Source organism: Hymenobacter arizonensis (assembly GCF_900115775.1).
Classification (GTDB): Bacteria; Bacteroidota; Bacteroidia; order Cytophagales; family Hymenobacteraceae; genus Hymenobacter; species Hymenobacter arizonensis.
This window is the reverse complement of record NZ_FOXS01000003.1, coordinates 659,916-678,329: the sequence shown is the minus strand read 5'-3', so window position 1 is coordinate 678,329 and position 18,414 is coordinate 659,916. Positions and strand designations below refer to the sequence as shown.

Annotated in this window: 13 protein-coding genes and 1 tRNA gene; 7 read left to right on the top strand and 7 right to left on the bottom strand. The window is 58.1% G+C overall.

The annotated features are described in order from the left end of the window. Positions 1–101: 101 nt before the first annotated feature. Positions 102–2,042, top strand: a complete 1,941-nt coding sequence (locus tag BMZ66_RS14370; RefSeq protein WP_092674672.1) for a T9SS type A sorting domain-containing protein — start codon at positions 102–104, stop codon at positions 2,040–2,042. Positions 2,043–2,207: 165 nt separating this feature from the next. On the opposite strand, the gene BMZ66_RS26095 is transcribed toward BMZ66_RS14370, so the two are convergent. Beyond that, complete coding sequence (locus BMZ66_RS26095) at positions 2,208–2,720, bottom strand: fasciclin domain-containing protein (protein ID WP_234795104.1); 513 nt, start codon at positions 2,718–2,720, stop codon at positions 2,208–2,210. A 706-nt stretch (positions 2,721–3,426) separates the two neighbouring features. Between BMZ66_RS26095 and BMZ66_RS14360 the strand changes: the two genes are divergently transcribed. Together BMZ66_RS14360 and BMZ66_RS14355 are read left to right on the top strand one after the other, a co-directional pair. Further along, complete coding sequence (locus tag BMZ66_RS14360) at positions 3,427–3,915, top strand: META domain-containing protein (protein WP_092674669.1); 489 nt, start codon at positions 3,427–3,429, stop codon at positions 3,913–3,915. Between the two features lie 809 nt (positions 3,916–4,724). Further along, a complete protein-coding gene (locus tag BMZ66_RS14355) occupies positions 4,725–5,921 on the top strand; it encodes an acyltransferase family protein (RefSeq protein WP_092674665.1) in 1,197 nt (398 codons plus the stop codon). A gap of 130 nt (positions 5,922–6,051) precedes the next feature. Here BMZ66_RS14355 and BMZ66_RS14350 read toward each other — a convergent pair whose 3' ends face one another. Together BMZ66_RS14350 and BMZ66_RS14345 are read right to left on the bottom strand one after the other, a co-directional pair. Further along, on the bottom strand, positions 6,052–7,236 hold the full coding sequence (locus BMZ66_RS14350; protein WP_214607003.1) for a GDSL-type esterase/lipase family protein: 1,185 nt from the start codon (positions 7,234–7,236) through the stop codon (positions 6,052–6,054). Between the two features lie 511 nt (positions 7,237–7,747). Beyond that, a tRNA-Arg gene (locus BMZ66_RS14345) sits at positions 7,748–7,819 on the bottom strand. Between the two features lie 163 nt (positions 7,820–7,982). Between BMZ66_RS14345 and BMZ66_RS14340 the strand changes: the two genes are divergently transcribed. Further along, a complete protein-coding gene (locus BMZ66_RS14340) occupies positions 7,983–8,453 on the top strand; it encodes an Ohr family peroxiredoxin (protein ID WP_092674658.1) in 471 nt (156 codons plus the stop codon). A 138-nt stretch (positions 8,454–8,591) separates the two neighbouring features. Here BMZ66_RS14340 and sucC read toward each other — a convergent pair whose 3' ends face one another. Beyond that, positions 8,592–9,788: an ADP-forming succinate--CoA ligase subunit beta gene (gene sucC / locus BMZ66_RS14335; protein ID WP_092674655.1), complete on the bottom strand. Its 1,197-nt coding sequence runs from the start codon at positions 9,786–9,788 to the stop codon at positions 8,592–8,594. 71 nt (positions 9,789–9,859) lie between these two features. Beyond that, positions 9,860–11,029, bottom strand: a complete 1,170-nt coding sequence (locus BMZ66_RS14330; RefSeq protein ID WP_092674652.1) for a glycoside hydrolase family 113 — start codon at positions 11,027–11,029, stop codon at positions 9,860–9,862. Positions 11,030–11,168: 139 nt separating this feature from the next. On the opposite strand from BMZ66_RS14330, the gene BMZ66_RS14325 reads away from it, so the two are divergent. Further along, complete coding sequence (locus BMZ66_RS14325) at positions 11,169–11,828, top strand: ABC transporter ATP-binding protein (protein ID WP_092674649.1); 660 nt, start codon at positions 11,169–11,171, stop codon at positions 11,826–11,828. Positions 11,829–11,840: 12 nt separating this feature from the next. Here the strand turns inward: BMZ66_RS14325 and BMZ66_RS14320 are convergent, their stop codons facing one another. Beyond that, the gene (locus BMZ66_RS14320; protein WP_092674646.1) at positions 11,841–12,368 is read right to left on the bottom strand and encodes a YceI family protein; all 528 of its coding nucleotides are present in this window, start codon (positions 12,366–12,368) and stop codon (positions 11,841–11,843) included. Positions 12,369–12,727: 359 nt separating this feature from the next. On the opposite strand from BMZ66_RS14320, the gene BMZ66_RS14315 reads away from it, so the two are divergent. Continuing rightward, positions 12,728–13,516 (top strand): hypothetical protein, encoded by a 789-nt coding sequence (locus BMZ66_RS14315; protein WP_092674642.1) that lies wholly within the window; start codon positions 12,728–12,730, stop codon positions 13,514–13,516. A 639-nt stretch (positions 13,517–14,155) separates the two neighbouring features. Then, positions 14,156–15,322 (top strand): hypothetical protein, encoded by a 1,167-nt coding sequence (locus tag BMZ66_RS14310; RefSeq protein ID WP_092674639.1) that lies wholly within the window; start codon positions 14,156–14,158, stop codon positions 15,320–15,322. A 78-nt stretch (positions 15,323–15,400) separates the two neighbouring features. Here the strand turns inward: BMZ66_RS14310 and BMZ66_RS14305 are convergent, their stop codons facing one another. After that, positions 15,401–18,379, bottom strand: coding sequence for a TonB-dependent receptor (locus BMZ66_RS14305; RefSeq protein WP_092674636.1), 2,979 nt, complete (start codon positions 18,377–18,379; stop codon positions 15,401–15,403). Positions 18,380–18,414: the final 35 nt, after the last annotated feature.

The following is an 18,414-nucleotide window of genomic DNA, read 5'->3' as shown; positions in this document are numbered from 1 at the left end:
CCGGCCAGCAATGGTTTTTGCGGCCTTGGGGCGCAAAGCACCGCTCGGTGCTTCTGCACTTTTTTCATCACTGCCGCCGTTAGGTCTTAAAGCCTGTTTCTATGATGACACCCTTCCGCTTGTATTGCTACCTAATGGCTGCCCTGCTGTTGGCCGGTGGCGCCGCTTCGGCCCAGGTGGCCCTGCCCCTCGCCGCCGACCCAGCCCGGGCCGCTTATGCGCCTACTAAGGCTGCTTTGCAACTGGCGCGGCGCGGCACAGCCGCCGTAACGCTGCCTTTCTTCGATGATTTTACCACGCCACTCGAAGGCGCTCCGAAAGCGCAAAACTGGCTGCCTTCGGGCGGGGCGCTGGTGAGCAACCGGCTGGCCGTGGCCCCCCTCACCCGGGGCGCGGCCACGCTCGACGGCCTTCGGGCCAACGGCCGGAGCTACAGCGGGCTAATAACCGGCTCTTACGGCAACATCGACTCGCTGACTTCTCAACCCATTGACTTGGGCGGCCTGAGTGTGAACGACCAGGTGTACCTCAGCTTTGCCTGGCAGGCCGGCAGCATTGTGGGCGCGCCCAACAGCGACATCAACAACAACCGGGTGCGCTTGGAGCTATTCGCAAAGACGGTGACGGGCACTTGGGAACTGGTGTGGTTTTATCGCAGTACGGGCCAGCGCACGGCTTTTCGCCAGCAAGTAGTCGACTTGAACCAAGCCAGATTCCTGCACAGCAACTTTCAGTTTCAGTTCGTGGCCAGCGGCAACCGTTCGGATAACAGCGACGCGTGGAGCGTGGACTACGTGGTGCTCGACCGCGGCCGAACCCGCGGGCTGGTCGACACCACCTTCGTCGACATCGCAACCAGCGCGGGTTTGCGCGGCGGCATTCCATCGGGCGGGTTGCGCAGCCCCTTGCGCCGCTATACAGCCATGCCCGTGTGGCAATTCAATGCCGCCTCGCCGCTCGCCAGTGAGTTGAATACCCGCCTGGGAGTGAACCTCAGCAACCTCAACGCCGGCCTGCTGCCCATTCCCATTGATGTGACGGGCACTGTGCGCGAACTTCCCTCGGGCGCAGCGCTGGGAACCTGGCTGCAAATCAGCCGCCCGTTGCCGGTGAACCCGCGGCAGGACAGCGTGACCGGGGCAGCCAGCCGCGTAGCCGTGCCCATCACGCCCGCTCCCAAAACGCTGCGCTACACCCTCGCCCTCAACACCCAGGAAGCTAACCCACGCACGCTGGCCAACGACACCATTTTCCGCGACGTGGAGCTCAACAACTACTACGCCTACGACGACGGCACTGCAGAAAACATTACCCAGCTGGTGCCTTACTCTACGGGCCAAGCTTCGGCCTTTGCCTATCGAATCGACCTGAACCAGCCCGACTTCGTGCGGGCATTGCGCATGTACCCAGTGTTCACGGCCTCGGATGCGGGCAGCCGTTCGGTCACCATCACGGTTTGGGGCAATAACGGGGGCCTGCCCGCCGCCACTCCGCTTGCTACCAGAACGGCCACCATCCCCAATCCCCTGCCCGCGGGCTCTCCGTACTTTGAAATCACGTTTGACCAAGCTGTGCCCGTGACCGGGACGTTTTTCGTGGGCTATTCTCAGCCTTCGCAAGGCCGCGACCTGCACTACGGCCTCGACCTGAACAATACGTTCCCGGAGGGCTACCTGGTACGGCGCGATAACACCGGCAATTGGAGCACAGTAAACTTCTTTCCAGCCGACCCCATCCGCCGCGGCGCCCTCATGATGCGGCCCGTGATGAGCAACACCGTTGTCACGAGTAACGCCGCAAGCCGCAAGGCCGAGGCCTATAGCCTATACCCAAACCCAACGCGGGGCACCGTCAATATTGCCGGGCCCGCCTTTGCCCGCGCCACCGTGCTCGATGCCGTGGGGCGCCGCGTGTGGGAGCAGCCCGCCGCGCAGGCCGGCCGGGCCACGCTCGCGCTGTCGGCGCTGCCTGCCGGCGTTTACACGGTGCAGCTCACGCTGGCCGATGGCAGTACGGTCGGCCGCCGGTTGTTGCTAGAATAGCTTAGAACTGCCTCAGGCACCAAGCTCAATACCCACAAAAAAGACCCGCCAGGATGCTGGCGGGTCTTTTTTGTGGGTATAAGATTCACGAAATGGGTAGCTAGATGGCTTTAGCAAAAGTCACTTGCAACGGGGCTTTTGGTCTTTCTATCAATACTTTGCCGCTTACTTAGCGGGCATAAGCACGGTATCCACTACGTGGGTTACGCCGTTGCTGGAAACTACGTCGGCAATAGTCACGCGAGCCGTGCCACCCTTGGCATCCCGAATCATAACGTCGTTGCCGTTTTTCACCACGGTCAGCTGCTCGCCCTGCACCGTGGTGAGCACCTGGCCCGAGGTAAGGTTGGCAGCCGTGAGGCGGCCGGGTACTACGTGGTAGGTCAGCACTTTGGTGAGAGTCGGCTTCATTTCGGGGGTCACCAGGGAATTCACGGTGCCAGCAGGGAGCTTGTCAAATGCCGAGTTGGAAGGCGCGAATACGGTGAAGGGGCCAGCGCCTTTCAGTGTCTCTACCAAGCCAGCAGCTTTCACGGCGCTAACTAGGGTGGTATGGTCGGCACTGCCGGCGGCGTTATCTACGATGTCTTTGTTAGGAGTCATCATGGCGCCGCCCACCATTACACCACCGCTGGTGGAAGTGCCCATGGTGGCGTCGTTCATGCCGCTGGTGCTCATGCCCCCGCTGGTGGTGCCGCTGCTGTTATTCATGCCGTCGCTGGTAGCTGCATCAGCGCTGTTGGTCATGTCGCCTTTGCGGGGCTTGGTTTTAGCCTTCATTTTATCGCCAGCGTCCGACTTGCCTTTGAGCTTCATCTTACCATCGTCGGCCACCTTGGTCTTGTTCATCATACCATCGGCCTTGGTCTTGGTTTTTTCGCTATCGCTCTTGGTTTTCACATCCTGGGCAAAAGCGGGCGCAGAAATGGCGGCAGTCAGGGCGAGGGTAGCGAAAAATGGTTTGATATTCATGGTTGTGGGAATGGGTGAGAGAAATAGTTAGAGCCCCATATACGGCAAAACGAGGTTAAGGGTTAAAAATCAACCTTTCACACCGCGTACAGGGGTGCTGTGGAAAGCCGAAAAGGGCTGCTCTGGCCAGCGGCCGACTTGTTTTTCCACGATTGGTCTCGGTTACCAAATAGCTGAGGGTCATCTGAGCGCCGCCCACTTCTGGCAGCGAACCGGCCCAAGGCTAGCGGACTTCCTTTCTCGTTTCTGTCGAAAGAAATCAAGCCCACCCGAATGTGGCTTGTGCAGTCGGCGCTACCGGCCCAGTGCCCGTTACCTAAGGGGTCTGGGCAGCGCTGTGCCCTATTGGGCGCTACTAAAATGCCTGAACTTCGTAAAACAAGCATAAGACTCTCCCTTAGAACGACCTGCCATGAAGTTACCTTCCTGTTTCCGCCCAGCCGCCGTGCTGGTGTTGCTGGTTCCGGCCGCGTGCAGCTACGACCTGGCCGAGCGCCCCACAGGGGGGCCCGTAGTGGCGGCCGTCGACAACACTGCGCCCACCGCTGCTCCCCTGCGCAACGTGCGCTGGGAGCTCCGCGAGCTGGCCGGCCAAACGGCTCCAGACATGGAGCAAACTCCCTATTTGCTGCTGCAAGAAGGCCGCACCCGGGTCGAAGGCCGCGCGGGCTGCAACAAGTTTTCGGGCCCTTATACCGCCCCCGCCGTGGGTCAGCTGCGGCTGGGTCCGCTGGCCACTACCCGCAGCGCCTGCCCCGATTTGGCCGCAGAAGGCAACTTTCTGCAGGCCCTCAACCAAGCCCAGAACTACCGCATCAGCGGCAACATCCTTAGCCTGTATTCGGACGATACCCTTGGCGCTCCACTGGCCCGGTTTCGGGCTGTGACGGCTAAGAAATAGCCCCAACCACCGTTTATAAAAGCTAACTGGTACCCAACCATTTATTGCTTTTTCAAGCTCTCTGTTGCAATTAGGGGTGCTTGGTTTTCACAAATTGTAACCAAGATAGTTCGCACGTAAAAAATGTTGCTTCATATTGAATATAATTTTTTCATTATTCAACATAAATTATGTCCTTGAAACAACGCATCTATTGTAATTATTTAGTTGAATCAGGAAGAGTTTGACGTAATAAAAGGCCAACGCATGTGGCACGTTGTACGTAACTTCATCGGGAATTAGCCCGACAGTCCTGTTTAAATCAGGTTTCCCAATCATTACAGCACTTTATCTTGCTACGTCTAGCCCACGTCCTATTTTTTACTCCCCCATGATTGGAGGCTGTCAATAGCTCCTGACCAAGTGCTATTTGCGCCTGGCTGTAGCTCCTGCCTCTCGTTTTATAGCTCGCTACTTGCCTACTACGTAGCTTCAGACAGGCTACCGACCACAATTTTGTATTTTCCGATGGCTGGTGCCGCTCGTGGTTGGGTGTAGTTGACCGTATTGTTTCAGTCTCCTGCTTTAGTAGCATAGTTGCTCTAGTACGTTTCGCTTTTTGTACCGAAAGCATCAATACGCATTTAGTCTGGCTTTAAAATGGCCATTGCACCTGCTTGTTGGGCAATTGCAATGTCCCGGCAGTCCTATTCAGGCACATGCGCGCTAGCAGCGGCTGGCCCTAAGCGCATTTCTCTATAGCCTATTTCCTTCCATTTCGATGACAACCGCTCTTGTCATCGAAAACTGCTACCTATTTAAGTCCGAGTATGGAACCGCAAGCCAAACTCCCCTCCCGTCAGTATGAAATCGATTTATTCCGATTTCTGGCCGCCTTGGCTGTGGTGTTGTACCACTACACCCACCGCGCCTACGGGGCCGACAACTTGAGCCCCGTTGCTTATCCCGAGCTCAGCCCCGTTACCCGGTACGGTTACCTCGGCGTTCAGCTATTTTTCATCATCAGCGGCTACGTCGTGCTGCTTAGCGCGCAGGGCAAAACCGTGCGTCAGTTCTTCGTTTCCCGGGTTCAGCGGCTGTACCCTGCTTTCTGGATTGCCTGCACCCTCACCTTTCTCATTGTCCGGTTTTGGGGCACGGGTCCCCTCGATGAGCTGTCGGCCCCAATTCTCAACGTTGGGACCCGCCAATACCTGCAGAACCTCACCATGCTCCAGGAATTCTGGGGCCAGGTCAACGTCGACCAAGCGTACTGGTCGCTCACCGTCGAAATCAGCTTTTACTTTTTTATCTCCCTGCTGATTTCCTACAAACTCATGCCCCACATCAACCTGGCCATCGGGTTGTTGCTGGCGTATGCGGTGGTGGCGCCCTATTTGAACATGGGCAATACGCCTTTCACAACCCTGTTTTTTCCCCAGCACGCGGCCTACTTCGTAGCGGGTATGCTTTTCTACCTGATGCAGCAACCCGCTGGGCGCACATGGGTGCGCTACGCTTTTATGCTAGTTGCTTATTTGCTCGCCGTACGTTACGGCCGCTACGGCATGGCCGAACACGGTGTTCAGGAAGCCGTTGTGCTGGGCATTGTCACCTCATTTTTCATCTTGGTGGGCCTGGTAGCCTTTGGCATCCTCAACTTTGGGCGGCAGGAATGGCTGGCCAAGCTTGGCGCGGTCACCTACCCCCTGTACTTGCTGCACGGCCACATCGGCTACGTGGTTTTTCACCGATTTAGTCATTTGGTTGACCGGTACGTGCTGCTAGTCGGCTTGCTCGTCGTAATGCTGCTTGCCGCTTATCTCATTTCAAACTCGGTCGAAAAACCGCTTGGCAAGCTACTGGGCCGGCAGCTAAATCGACTGTTGAATTACCTCGAAGATTCTGGCAAGCCAACCGTGAATGAGTGGTCTTCGGACCAAGCACGCGAGCAGGCCAGTCGCCCAAACAGTCGGCTAGCTCCCGCTGATGAAAAACAGGAAGAACAACGAGCAGTAGCCCGCTAGCAGAGCAATTCGCTAGCCGCCTGCAACTGGCCTACTAAGTGGCCACCCTACAACAGCAACGGGCCCGGAAATCGACTGATTTCCGGGCCCGTTGCTGTTGTTACTTTTTATCGCCGCTACTTACTTGCCACTAGAATTTGACAAAGCGAGCCCGCTGCAAGCCAGCCCGCACGAAATACACGCCACCGGGGAGGCCAGATACATCAAGCTCCATGCGGGCCGCAGCCGTAGGCTGGCGCTGCACAACCTGGCCACTGATGTTCCAGATGGTGATTTCGTCATTTGCTAACAAGCCACTCACCACAAGAAGCTTCTCGGTGGGAACCGGACTCAGCACCAGTGTAGCGCTGGCAGAAGGCACCACACTCACCACCTCCGAGAAAGTGTCGGTGCCGTCGAGGTCGGTTTGGCGCAGGCGGTAGTAGAGCAGCGGTTCGGCCGGGGCTTGGGCATCGAGCAGGGAATAGGAATGCCGGCTGCTGCTGGTGCCATGCCCTTCCACTTGCCCCACGGCCGTAAAAGCAGTGCCAGTGACGCTGCGTTCTACTGTGAAGCCGGCGTTGTTGCGCTCGGTAGCCGTGGCCCAGTCTAATTGAACTCCCGTCCGCGCGGCCTTGGCAGTGAACTGCACCAGCTCAACCGGCAACGGATTAGGCGACGGCAGTATCTGCTGCAGCTTCTCGTACCAGCGGACGGCCATCTTCTCTTCACCTAATTCATTTGGGTGAATACCGTCGTACATGTCTTCGACGGTCCTCATGCCCGTGTACTGGTCCACAATAACCACCGGCGACTGAGCCGTATTCTTTTGCGCAGCCAAGGCCGGCAACAGGGAGTTAAGCTCTAGAATACCAGCGTTTTCGTAGGGAAAAACCGACCTGGTGGGAATTATCTGAGCCAGCAGCACTTTCACATTCGGGTTAGTCTGCCGCACCTTGTCAATGATTTGCCCAAGCTCATCACGCGTGTCCGTTGCTTTTTGCCCCATTCGTACGTCGTTGGTGCCAGCATGCAGGAGCAGCACATCGGGGCGGTGGGATGCTGCCCAACCGCCAATTTTCTGCAACAGCTCATCGGCCTTCCAGCCGGCGTGTCCCTCGTGGTCAAGGTCGAAATCTGGGTTGGGTGGAAGGAAGCCTTCCTTGTTGGTAGATTGAGAACCCACAAAATCTACCCTATACCCTCCTGCTTGCAGCTTATGCCAAAGGGACCGTCGATAGCTGTTATAGTCCTTGGTGCCGTTGGTGATGGAGTTGCCCAAAGGCATGATTCGCACCTGCGCGTGCGACTGAGTCGGGGAGAACCCGAAGAACATTAGCAGCAAGCAGCTCACTAAGAGTAAGCCGAAGCTCCGAGTGCCCGGAGCAATAATAGAAGTAGTGCGTTTACGCATAAAAAGTATACCTATCAATGATTTACAACGAGCTGCTTTGGCTAGCCGTTCCTCTTTCAGGACCAAGTGTACTTATTACGCCATATAATAGTTGCTTAGCTATAATTTATATAAGTAAATTATGTCGAGTAGCCTTATATTTTCAAGGTCTTCGGCATTATATCAAGCATTGTGCCGGCAACCGCTGGGCCATCAGAATGCGTGCGGTCGGCTCACTCATTCTTCTTAGCTCTTACTTGTTTATTGTCACACCGTACTCCCAGAGGCTGGAGACTAATAAGTAACTAGGTGGCGGCGCGCTACGTGACTGCATTTTGCTCAAGGCCCGCACTTCTGATGCACTTGCCGCCCCCGATAATCAGAAGTCAACCTACTTGTTGGGTTGATGTAGAAACACAAAACCCCTTCCACAAGCTGCAGAAGGGGTTTTCAGTGGCCACGTTAGGAATCGAACCTAAATCAAGAGCTTCGGAAACTCTCATACTATCCGTTGTACGACGTGGCCGGGTCTGGATAGGAGTGCAAAAGTAGCCTCAAAAGGGAGGTTGACCAAATCTGTGGCTACAATTCCTCAGGACCTTGCCAGAACTAGCACAACCCAACCGGCCCAAAAGCAGTTAAGCCAACAGGACTTCTTGGTTAAATCCCTCCACTTTCTACATCCATTTATGAAAAAGAATCTGTACACGGCCGATGCTTCGGCCGTTGGTGGCCGTAGCGGCCATGTCCGTTCCGCCACTGGCATCATCGACCTCGACATGTCGGTTCCCGAAGGCTTGGGCGGCAAAAAAGGTGCTACTAACCCCGAAGAACTGTTTGCCGCTGGCTACGCTTCGTGCTTCCAGCAGGCGCTGCTCGTCATTGCCCAAAAGGCCGGCGACCGGCTCGACAACGATACCAGCGTAAAATGTTCGGTTACGCTGTTTCAGGAAGGCGAGGCCTACGGCCTGAGCGCCATTCTTGACGTTGACCTCAAGAAGTTCGACGAAGCCAAGACCATCGATATGGTGCGTCAAGCCCACAAAATCTGCCCCTACTCGGTAGGCACCCGTGGCAACATGGAAGTAGAACTGCGAGTGCAGGGCAAGGCCGTGCCGGTAGAAGCCGAAGAAAACATCGGCGTAGCTGAGGAGAAATAGATATCCGTTGCTGATTGTACGCTGTTAGGCGCACACGTCATCAACGCATACGGCCAAATAAAGAAGCCCGTCTGATTGCTCAGGCGGGCTTCTTTATGGCCGATTGGCGCTGACTATCGGCAACTACTAACTGACAAACTACGCGGTAGCCAGCACTTCTTTTACGCGGGCAGCGGCATCTTTCAGCAATACAGCCGAAGACACTTTCAGGCCGCTTTCGTCGATGATGCGGGCGCCTTCTTCGGCGTTGGTGCCTTGCAGGCGCACGATGATGGGCACGCGGATGTCGCCGATGGCTTTGTAGGCCTCTACCACACCGTTGGCAACCCGGTCGCAACGCACGATGCCGCCGAAGATGTTGATGAGGATGGCCTTCACGTTCGGGTCCTTCAGGATGATGCGGAAGCCAGCTTCAACAGTCTGGGCGTTGGCTCCACCCCCTACGTCGAGGAAGTTGGCAGGCTCGCCACCCGACAGCTTGATGATGTCCATGGTGGCCATGGCCAAGCCGGCACCGTTTACCATGCAGCCCACGTTGCCGTCGAGCTTCACGTAGTTCAGGCTGTTCTGGCTGGCTTCTACTTCCAGGGGGTCTTCCTCGTTGAAGTCGCGCAGGGCCACGAAATCCTTGTGACGGAACAGGGCGTTTTCGTCCAGCGTCACTTTGGCGTCAACGGCCAGGATTTTGTTGTCCGAAGTTTTCAACACGGGGTTGATTTCGAACATTGCGCTGTCGGTTTCGTCGTACGCTTTGTAAAGAGCGGTCACGAACTTCACCATTTCCTTTTGTGCTTCACCTTCCAAACCGAGGTTGAAGGCAATTTTGCGAGCTTGGAAGCCTTGCAGGCCCACGCTGGGGTCGATGTGCTCGCGGTGGATTTTCTCGGGATGCGCCTCGGCTACTTCCTCGATGTCCATGCCACCCTCGGTGGTGTAGATGATGACGTTTTTGCCGGTGGCGCGGTCGAGCAGTACGCTCATGTAGTATTCCTTGGGCTCCGAGTCGCCGGGGTAGTACACGTCCTGGGCTACCAGCACTTTGTGCACTTTGCGGCCTTCGGCACCGGTTTGCTTGGTGACAAGCTGCATGCCGATGATTTCGCTTGCAATGTCTTTCACCTTATCGATGCCCTTGGCGAGCTTCACTCCGCCCCCTTTGCCCCGTCCGCCGGCGTGGATTTGCGCCTTGATGACGTACCAGCTAGTACCGGTGTCGGCAGTCAGTTTTTCGGCGGCGGCTACGGCCTCCTCGGGCGTGTCGGCTACGATGCCTTCTTGGATACGGACGCCGTATTTTTTCAGGATTTCCTTACCCTGGTATTCGTGAATGTTCATAAAAACGGTAAAGGGGTGGGTTTATCTTCGCTGACCTTCGGTTGCTGACGCGAAAGTACGCCTTTCGGCTCTTATTGCCCATACCAACGCGACAGTACCGCCTCGGCGGGCTTGTGCTGCGGTGTGAAATCGGCGTGGCGACGGGCCGGTCCATCGGCGGCCAGGCCGGGGTACCATTTCCAGATAAACATGCCTTTCAGCCACAGCTGACCCCAACAAGCCCTGAATAAGGCTTCGTAGCAACGGGCCTGCGTGGCCTCGTCGGGCGTGGCCAGGGCCGCCGTGCGCTCCGGCCACTCCCAGGGCCGGACGGCGGCATCTGAGGTTGTTTTATAGCCTACTTCGGTGAAAACGATAGGCTTCTTGATTTTTTTCTGCCATGCGGCCAGTTCCTTTAAGTGGGGCTGCCAGCCTTGCAGCAGCGCATCCAGCGAAGGCTGAGCCGCCGTGCTCAGCGGGAAGTAGGCTTGAATACCCACATAATCCAGCGCATCCCAGAACTTGATTTGCTGGTATTCAATGCTCCAGTTGGCGGCGTAGGTGAGCGGGCCGTGGTACACGCGCCGAATCTCGCGGATGAGCTTGCGCCAGGCTTTTTCGTGGGCGGGCTCGGTGGCGTGCAGCAGCTCGGTGCCGATGCACAGACCATCGAACTTTGCTTCCTCGGCCACCTTGGCGTAATGGAGAATGTAGCTGGAATAGCTGGCAAACCACGCGTCCCAGTCTTTCGGGCTGGTCATGTTGATGTCGCCGGGCCAGGTGCCGTTGCCCCGCACCCACAGGTGGGGCTTTAGAAGAGTGCGGATGCCGTGCTGGTGCGCCAACTGGGCGGTGTGGATGATGCCGGCGTCGCTTTCGCCCCAGTAGCTACCCCGGCCGGGCCGCCGCTCGGTGCGCACCCTTATAGTTGGCTCGTTGGCCCCGGCCTGCCAGCCGAAGGGCATTTGAGCTATCCACGTCACGTGGGCTTGGCGCAAAGGCTCCAGCTCGGCGGCCGTGGTGGAGTCGCCGCCCACCCAGCTCACGCCGCGCAGGCGGGTGCTGTCGTAGGCCAAGGCGGCGTGCCCCTCCCCTTCCGTGAGCGTGCGACCGTTGCCAGCAGTGGCTAACTCCAGGGCCACGCGCTGGCCCGCGTCGTTGGGGAGCCGAGGCCACGACCACAGCACCAACAATGGCACAAGGCCCAGGACCAGCAAGGCGAACAGCCACCAGCGGCGCCACAAAAACAGAGGTTGGGGCATGGGAAATGGTCCAGTCACCGTCAAAAAAGATTTACGCCAATCTGTTTGCTTCGTATGTACATACGGCCCAGCTGCGCCCCGCCCGGATTGTGCGTAGCTTTGCCACTACCGCATTGTTCACGCTTATCGTTGCCCGCCGTTGCTGCAAGCTATCAACATTCATAAGAGTTATAACTCCCTGAACGTGCTCAAGGGCATCGATTTAACGATTGAGAAGTCGGAAATCGTCAGCATCGTGGGCTCTTCGGGCGCTGGCAAAAGCACTTTGCTGCACATTCTCGGCACGCTGGACAGCCCCGACTCGGGCGAGGTTCTGTTTGATGGCGAGTCGGTTAGCAGCCTGGGCCGCAATGACTTGGCACGCTTCCGCAACCGGCACATCGGATTCATCTTCCAGTTTCACAACTTGCTGCCCGAGTTTACGGCCCTCGAAAACGTGTGCCTACCCGCCTACCTGGCTGGCCGCTCCGAAAAAGAAGTGCGCGTACGGGCCCGCGAGCTCCTCGGCATGCTCAACATGGAGTTCCGCGCCGACCACAAGCCCAGCGAGATGAGCGGCGGCGAGCAGCAGCGCGTGTCCGTGGCCCGCGCCCTGATTAACTCGCCCGAAATCATTTTTGCCGACGAGCCCAGCGGCAACCTCGACACCAAAAACGCCCAGGAGCTGCACCAGATTTTCTTTTTGCTGCGCAAAGAGCTGGGCCAAACGTTTGTCATTGTGACGCACAACGACCAGCTGGCCGAGATGGCCGACCGCAAGATTGTGATGCGCGACGGTCACATCCTGGAAGGCGGCTAGCCGAGCCAGTTCTCAGGCACCCTTGCCCGATTTCATGCGGATGGTAACGGCTACTTTATCGGATAGCAGCAGGCTTACCTTGCCCACGTTGTAGTCGAGGCGGTTGAGGCTGAGGCGGCCCTGAAACTCGTTGGCACCCGAAACTGTGAACGGCATTTTCACTTCTCGCTGCACTCCCTTTATTGTGAGGGTAAAAACCCCTTCAAACTGATTGGGCCCCGTTTTGCGAAACGCGGTGGACTGCATGGTGATGGCTGGGTACTTAGCTGCGTCGAAATATTCCGGCTTTAGCAAATGCCGGTCGCGCAAACCAATGCCCGTTTTGATGCTGCTAACTGGCACCGACGCCTGAATGCGGGACTGCTCCAGGCGCGCGGGGTCGAACTGCACCGTGGCCTGCAGGCCGGATAGGGTGCCGTCGACGGTGAGGCCGGCGTTGGCAATCTCAAAACGGATTTCTGCTTCCTGCACCTGCTGCCCGGCAGCAGGGCCACTTAGGCACATCCAGAACAGCCAGCTAAGCCCAAGCAGTAGCCTCATACACGCGGTGTTTAAAAGTGAGCTTGGCCACACCAACCGGTGGCATAGAGCTAAGCTAAGCACTATTAGGCCGCTATTGTTCTGGCGGCCTGCTGGCACGGATTTCAGGCCAAATTGCGCGACCTAGGGCATTGGCTTTAAGTAACTCTGCCGGAATTAAAGAGAGCCCAATTTGGTTTGAATACCGCAACCCGACCCGTCCCAACCACGTTAGTTTTAACAAATTTTACTATTGCTGATAATTAACTGATTTACAGCGATAAAATTTGCTAATATTTCTGGCTTTTTTGGCACGTTTATTTCTACCTTTGGGTTATACATACGAACATCAGTTGGACACATTACTAAAGAACACAGCCATGAACGAGGCCACCAAAACCACCAAGGACATTACCAAGAAAGTTAAAGTCGAGAGCTACGACATCAGCCGCTCCGACGAGACGCTGGACCTGGCGAAGGACCTCGCTAAGTTCATCAAGGACAACAAGCTCACCACGAATGTGCAGGGCAAGGAGTTCGTGAACGTTGAAGGCTGGCAGTACGCTGGTTCGCGCCTGGGCATTGTGCCCATCGTGGAGCACGTTATCAACGTGAGCAGCGACCAGGAAATGAAATATCAAGCCAAGGTGACTCTGTTTGACATCCGTCATCAGATTACTGTAGGCGCAGGCTTCGCCGTGTGCTCGAATAAGGAGAGCGGCAAGAAGTTCTACCAGGAATTTGCCATCATGAGCATGGCGCAGACCCGTGCCATCGGCAAGGCGTACCGCAACTGCCTGGCCTGGATTATCCGCGCCGCTGGTTACGAGCCCACGCCTGCTGAGGAAATGGACTACAACACCAATACGCCCGCTGTGGCTGAGGTAGTAGCTCCCAAAGCCGCGCCCGTCCCCGTGCCCGCCATGCAGGTAGTACCCGCCGAGGTGCCAGCCGTTGCTGCCGAGCAAGCTGCTCCGGTGCAGTACGCCACGGCGGCTCAGAAAGAGGAAATCATCCGCTTGCTGAACCACCCGGTGATTACCCGCCCCGAGAAGACCAAGATGTTGCTTAACATCAACCGTCTTGACGAGGAGCGTGCTGTGCAGGCCATCGCCAAGCTGCGCAAAGCCATCGACGACCGTGAGAACGGCGAGAAGGCTGCAGCCTAAGCTTCGGCTTCATCATGTCGACAAGCCCGGTGCCGTGAGGTGCCGGGCTTTTTTTGTTGACTGTATTTCGTGAAATCGATGCTGCTTTTGGCAGCCCTGGAAGCTTGCAGCAGCTAGGGGCACCACATCGGTGCGGGCTCACCTGTTTGTAAGCGTCTAGCAAAGGGAAAGTCTAGCGGGTTTCGCACCCATTGAGGGCAGTGCCCTAAGGGAGCTTTCTCCAAGCTCAGCTTTTGCTTTTAAGCCGAATGCGTGACCCGAGCCTGGCGAAGACCTTGTCCTGCGGGCTACACGTGTTTTTGGCTGTGGAATTTTATGGCGAGCATTTGTCCCTAGCATGATGGCGCTAGCTTGGGTCTGGTACTTGTTAAGGGAAAACCGCCTGTTGAGCTTATGCGGGACGAAGGGCTGAGCATTCATAAGAACCAGGATGCGCTTTTCAGTCGTATCCTTATTACCTATACTTTCAATCGGCTCCTGGCCTGCATCCTTTTGCTTCGCGTTTGCTCGAGGTACTGGACTCGGTGGGCAACTTGTCTGCCACTGCCAGCCATTTGTTTTATAGATTGTGAAATTCAACTCTGCTCCACTGGTGGGGAGCACCAAAGCTCCGCCACCAGTGCTAATCCTGTGTTCATTATGCAGCTTCAAGAAGTGGTGACCCCAGGTCATGCCCGCGAATTTTTAGCGTTTCCGGTACGCCTATACCAAGGCGACCCGCACTACGTGCGGCCCCTGGACCGGGACATTGAGACGGTGTTCGATAAGCAGAAAAACAAGTATTTCCGCCACGGGCAGCTTGTGCGGTGGCTGTTGCTCGATGCCTCGGGCAAGACCATCGGGCGCGTGGCCGCGTTTGTGAACGAGCGCACGGCCAACACGTTTGCGCAGCCCACGGGCGGCATGGGCTTCTTTGAGTGCGTGGATAACCAAGCCGCTGCCAACATGCTGCTCGACGGCTGCCGGGAATGGCTGCAGGCGCAGGGCATGCAGGCCATGGACGGGCCCATCAATTTCGGCGACCGCGACCAGTGGTGGGGGCTGCTGCTCGATAATTTCGGCTCGCCGCTGTACACGCAGAACTACAATCCGCCCTACTACCGGCAATTGCTGGAGAACTATGGTTTTCAGCTCTATTTCAACCAATACACTTACTTCCGCGATGTGGCGGCGCCGCTCACGCCCGAGTACCAGGAGAAAGCGGCGGTGCTGTTCAACGACCCGAACTACAGCTTCGAGCACCTCCGCGTAAAAAACCTGGCGAAGTACGCCGAAGACTTCCGGCAGATTTACAACAAGGCCTGGGTGAAGCACGACGGCGTGAAGGAGATGGCGCCCGAGCAAGCGGCCAACATCATGCGCAAGCTGCGGCCCATCATCGACGAGAAAATCTGCTGGTTTGCCTACCACCACGGCGAGCCGGTGGGCTTCTTCATTGCCTTGCCCGAGCTCAACGAGCTGTTTCGCTACGTGGGCGGCAACTTGAACTGGTGGGGCAAGGCCAAGTTTGCCTGGCACCGCTGGCGCGGGGCCGTGCGCACCATGACCGGCATTGCCTTCGGCATCGTGCCCGACCACCAGCGCAAAGGACTGGAAATGGCCTTCATCCTGGCTGCCTCCAAAACGGTGCAGGACACGAGCAAGGTGCACTACGAAGATTTTGTAATGAACTGGATTGGCGACTTTAACCCCAAGATGATGCGCGTGGCCGAAACCATCGGCGGCGAAATTTGGCGCACCCACGGCACCTTCCGCTACTTGTTTGACCGGAGCCAGCCCTTTGAGCGGGCCCCAGTGATTGATTAACGGATGGGATTTGCCAGCAATAAAAAAGCCCCGGCCAATGCGGCTGGGGCTTTTTTGATGAACTGATGGAAGCTTTGATTAGAAGGAGTAGCCGATGCTGGCGGTGATGTTGCGCGGCAGAATGGGGCGAACGAGGTTGTTGGCCGACTGGGCTGGCGTGCGGCCGGTGGCGGGGTTCACGGTTGGGTTTTCGATGAAAGCCAGGCTGGTGGCGGCGCTGTTTTCGCCGTTGCGGGCGGCGGCGTCGCCGAAGCCTAAGGCGTTGAGGATGTTAGTGCCCTGAACCGAAAGGCGTACGCCTTTGAGGCTGCCGGCGAAGTTGTAGCCGACGCCACCGAATAGCACACCGTAGCTGGGCAGCAGAATGGTGTTGCGGCGGTTGGCGTACCGGTCGCCGAAGAAGCGGTAGTTGCTGAACACGTCGAAGCCACCGCGGGTGTATTCAAAGCCAGCTTCGAGCAGAATGTCGGGCGTGTCTTCGAGGCGGTTGCCGGCGATGGAAATCAGGCGGCCGGTTTCATCCAGCTGGTTGAACTCGATGATGCGGGCCGTCTGCAACGTGCCGATGCCGCGCAGGGTGAGGCCGGTCACGGGTTGGACGGTGATTTCGGCTTCTACGCCGGCGCTTTGCACGCTGCCGCGCTGGCGGTTGAGGGTGAAGCCACCGGCGGGGTTCACCTGCTGCACGGTGAAGGGAATGTCGGTGTTGCGGCTGTAGAAGGTGGTCAGGCCCAGGCCGAGGCGGTCGGTGCTGGCTTTCACGCCCAATTCGGCCTGCTGCACCCGCTGAATGGCGCCGCGAACGGTGGTGTTGCCGGTGGGGTCGCTGGGGTCGCTGCCGAAGGCCCACTGGTCGTTGGTGGGGGCCACGCCAGAGTTGGAGTAACGGGCGTACACGGCAGTGCGCGGGTCGAGCTTGTAGTTGGCGCCTACCGATACGTTTACCGTCTGGAACAGGAAGTCCCAGGTGCGGAATTCGCCGGTGTTCTGCAGGTAGGTGTTGTCGTATCGCGTGGTGTAGTCGCCGTCGAGGCCGCCGTTGGAGCCGGCAGGGTTGGCAGCAGAGTTCAGGAATGTAAAGCGTGGGTCCAGGTTGACAATCTGGGCCGACTTGCCGGCCCGGCCAAAGTTGTTGCTGGCTTCGTAGCGCAGGCCCAGGTCCAGGTTCAGCTTGTCGGTTACGGTCCACTCGTCGCCGAAAAACAGGCTGTTGATTTGGGTGGTGCCGTCGGTGTTGGCCAGCAGGCTGCCGGCCGTGCCGAAGCTGTAGGACAGGAAGCCGTTTTGCGTGACCTGCACGGGCCGTCCGGCCAGCGCCGTGGCCTGGTCAGAGGTGAGCGTGAGGTTGAGCAGGCGCGGGCGGTTGGCCACTTCCTGCACCACTTGGTTGTAGCTCAGCCGCTCTTTGATGTTGTAGCGCGAGGCGTACCAGCCAGCACTGAGGCGGTGGCCGCCCAGCGTTTTGCCCAGCTGCAGCTTGTTGATGGCGTTGGTAGCAGGCTTGTCGTCGGGGAAGATGCCGGCGATGTTCACCAGCCCGTTGCCGTTGAAGTTGAAGTTGCCGCCGGTGGGCGTAATGGCGCGCGTGGTGCGGTTGTATGCCCCGCTGGCTACCAACTGGTTGTTGTCGGCGTAGCGCAACTCAAAGCCATTGACGCCGAGTGGGTTGAAACCTTCGAGCAGCGAGCGCACCAGCCCGTTTTCTATGCCGGGAAGGGGCGGCGTAAGGTCGTACACGCCGTCGGTGCTCAGGTTGGCGTCGAGCAGGCGCGAGTTGTTTTGCAGGGTGAAGCCGTTGCCCAGGTCGAAGAATACTTCCGAGCTGATGGACTTGTAGCGCGAGTGCTGCCCGTCGGCCAGGTCGCGGCGCAGGCGGCCCTGGCCGTTGTTGAAGGGGTTGGGAATGTCTTGGTAGCGCTGGTGCTCCGAGTACATGGTGCCGCGGCGCAGGTCGGGCCCGCCCGGAATCTGCTCGGGGTTGCTGAGGTTGCGGTAGGGAATGCTGGTGAGGTAGGCCACCCGGTCGTTGAGGTACTTGCCGTAGACGCGCACGTAGCCGTTTTTCAGGTTGTAGGTCACGTTGGCTTTCACCTGCCCGCCCTGGTTCATGGGGAAGCCCATGTAGCGCGTGCCGTCGTCTTTGCGGTAGAAGCCGCCGATGTTGAAGCGCAGCGGCGTGCCCTTGATGGGGCCGCCCACATTGGCGTCGATGCGCTGCAAACCGAGCAGTTGGTTCAGGCCGGTGCGGTCGGAGTAGAAGCCCTGGTCACCGCCGGTCAGCTTCACGGTGCCGCCAATCTGGCCGGTGTTGCCGGTCTTGCTCAGGAAATTGATGATGCCGCCGGGCGCGTTGTTGGCCTGAATGCCGGCCGAGCCGCCGCGCACTACTTCGAGGCGGTCAAGCGTTTCGTCCACGCGCATGTGGATGTCGCTTTTGGCGAAGGTGAGGCCGCCCACTTCCAGTAGCGGCAGGCCGTCTTCCATGAGCTGCAAAAAGCCGAAACCCGACTCGGCGTTGGCCGGCAGGCCGCGGGCCGACACGGAGTTGGCCGCTTCGCCGCCGTCGGAGTTTACCCGGAAGCCCGGCACAGCCATGAGCAGGTCGGCGGTACCGCGCGAAAGCCGCGTCTGAATCTGGCGGGCGTTGAGCGAGGTTACGGAAGTGGAGCTTTCCAGCTTGCTCTGGGGGTTGAAGGTGCCGGTCACCACCACGGCGTCCATCAGCAGGGGGTCCTGGGCCAGGACGGCGTTGACGGTAGCCGTGCCGCCCTCGGCCACGGTGATGGCCTGGGTAGCGAGTTTATAACCCAAATAGGAAATAGTGGCTGTGTAGCTGCCCGCCGGAGCATTGAGCGAAAACGACCCGTTGGGACCGGTAGCCGTGCCAATGTTGCCGGGGTTGAGCACCACCGTGGCGCCGGCCAGCGGCTGGCGCTGCGCATCGGTAACGGTGCCCGTGACGGGGGCGACAGTCTGCGCGTAAGCCGCGGGTACCAAGGCACATACCAGGGCCGCTACGGGCGCGAGGCGCCCGAATGGAGTAGGGGTTAGAAACATAAAATCAATTAATTGACAGAAAGGACAGCTGTCCG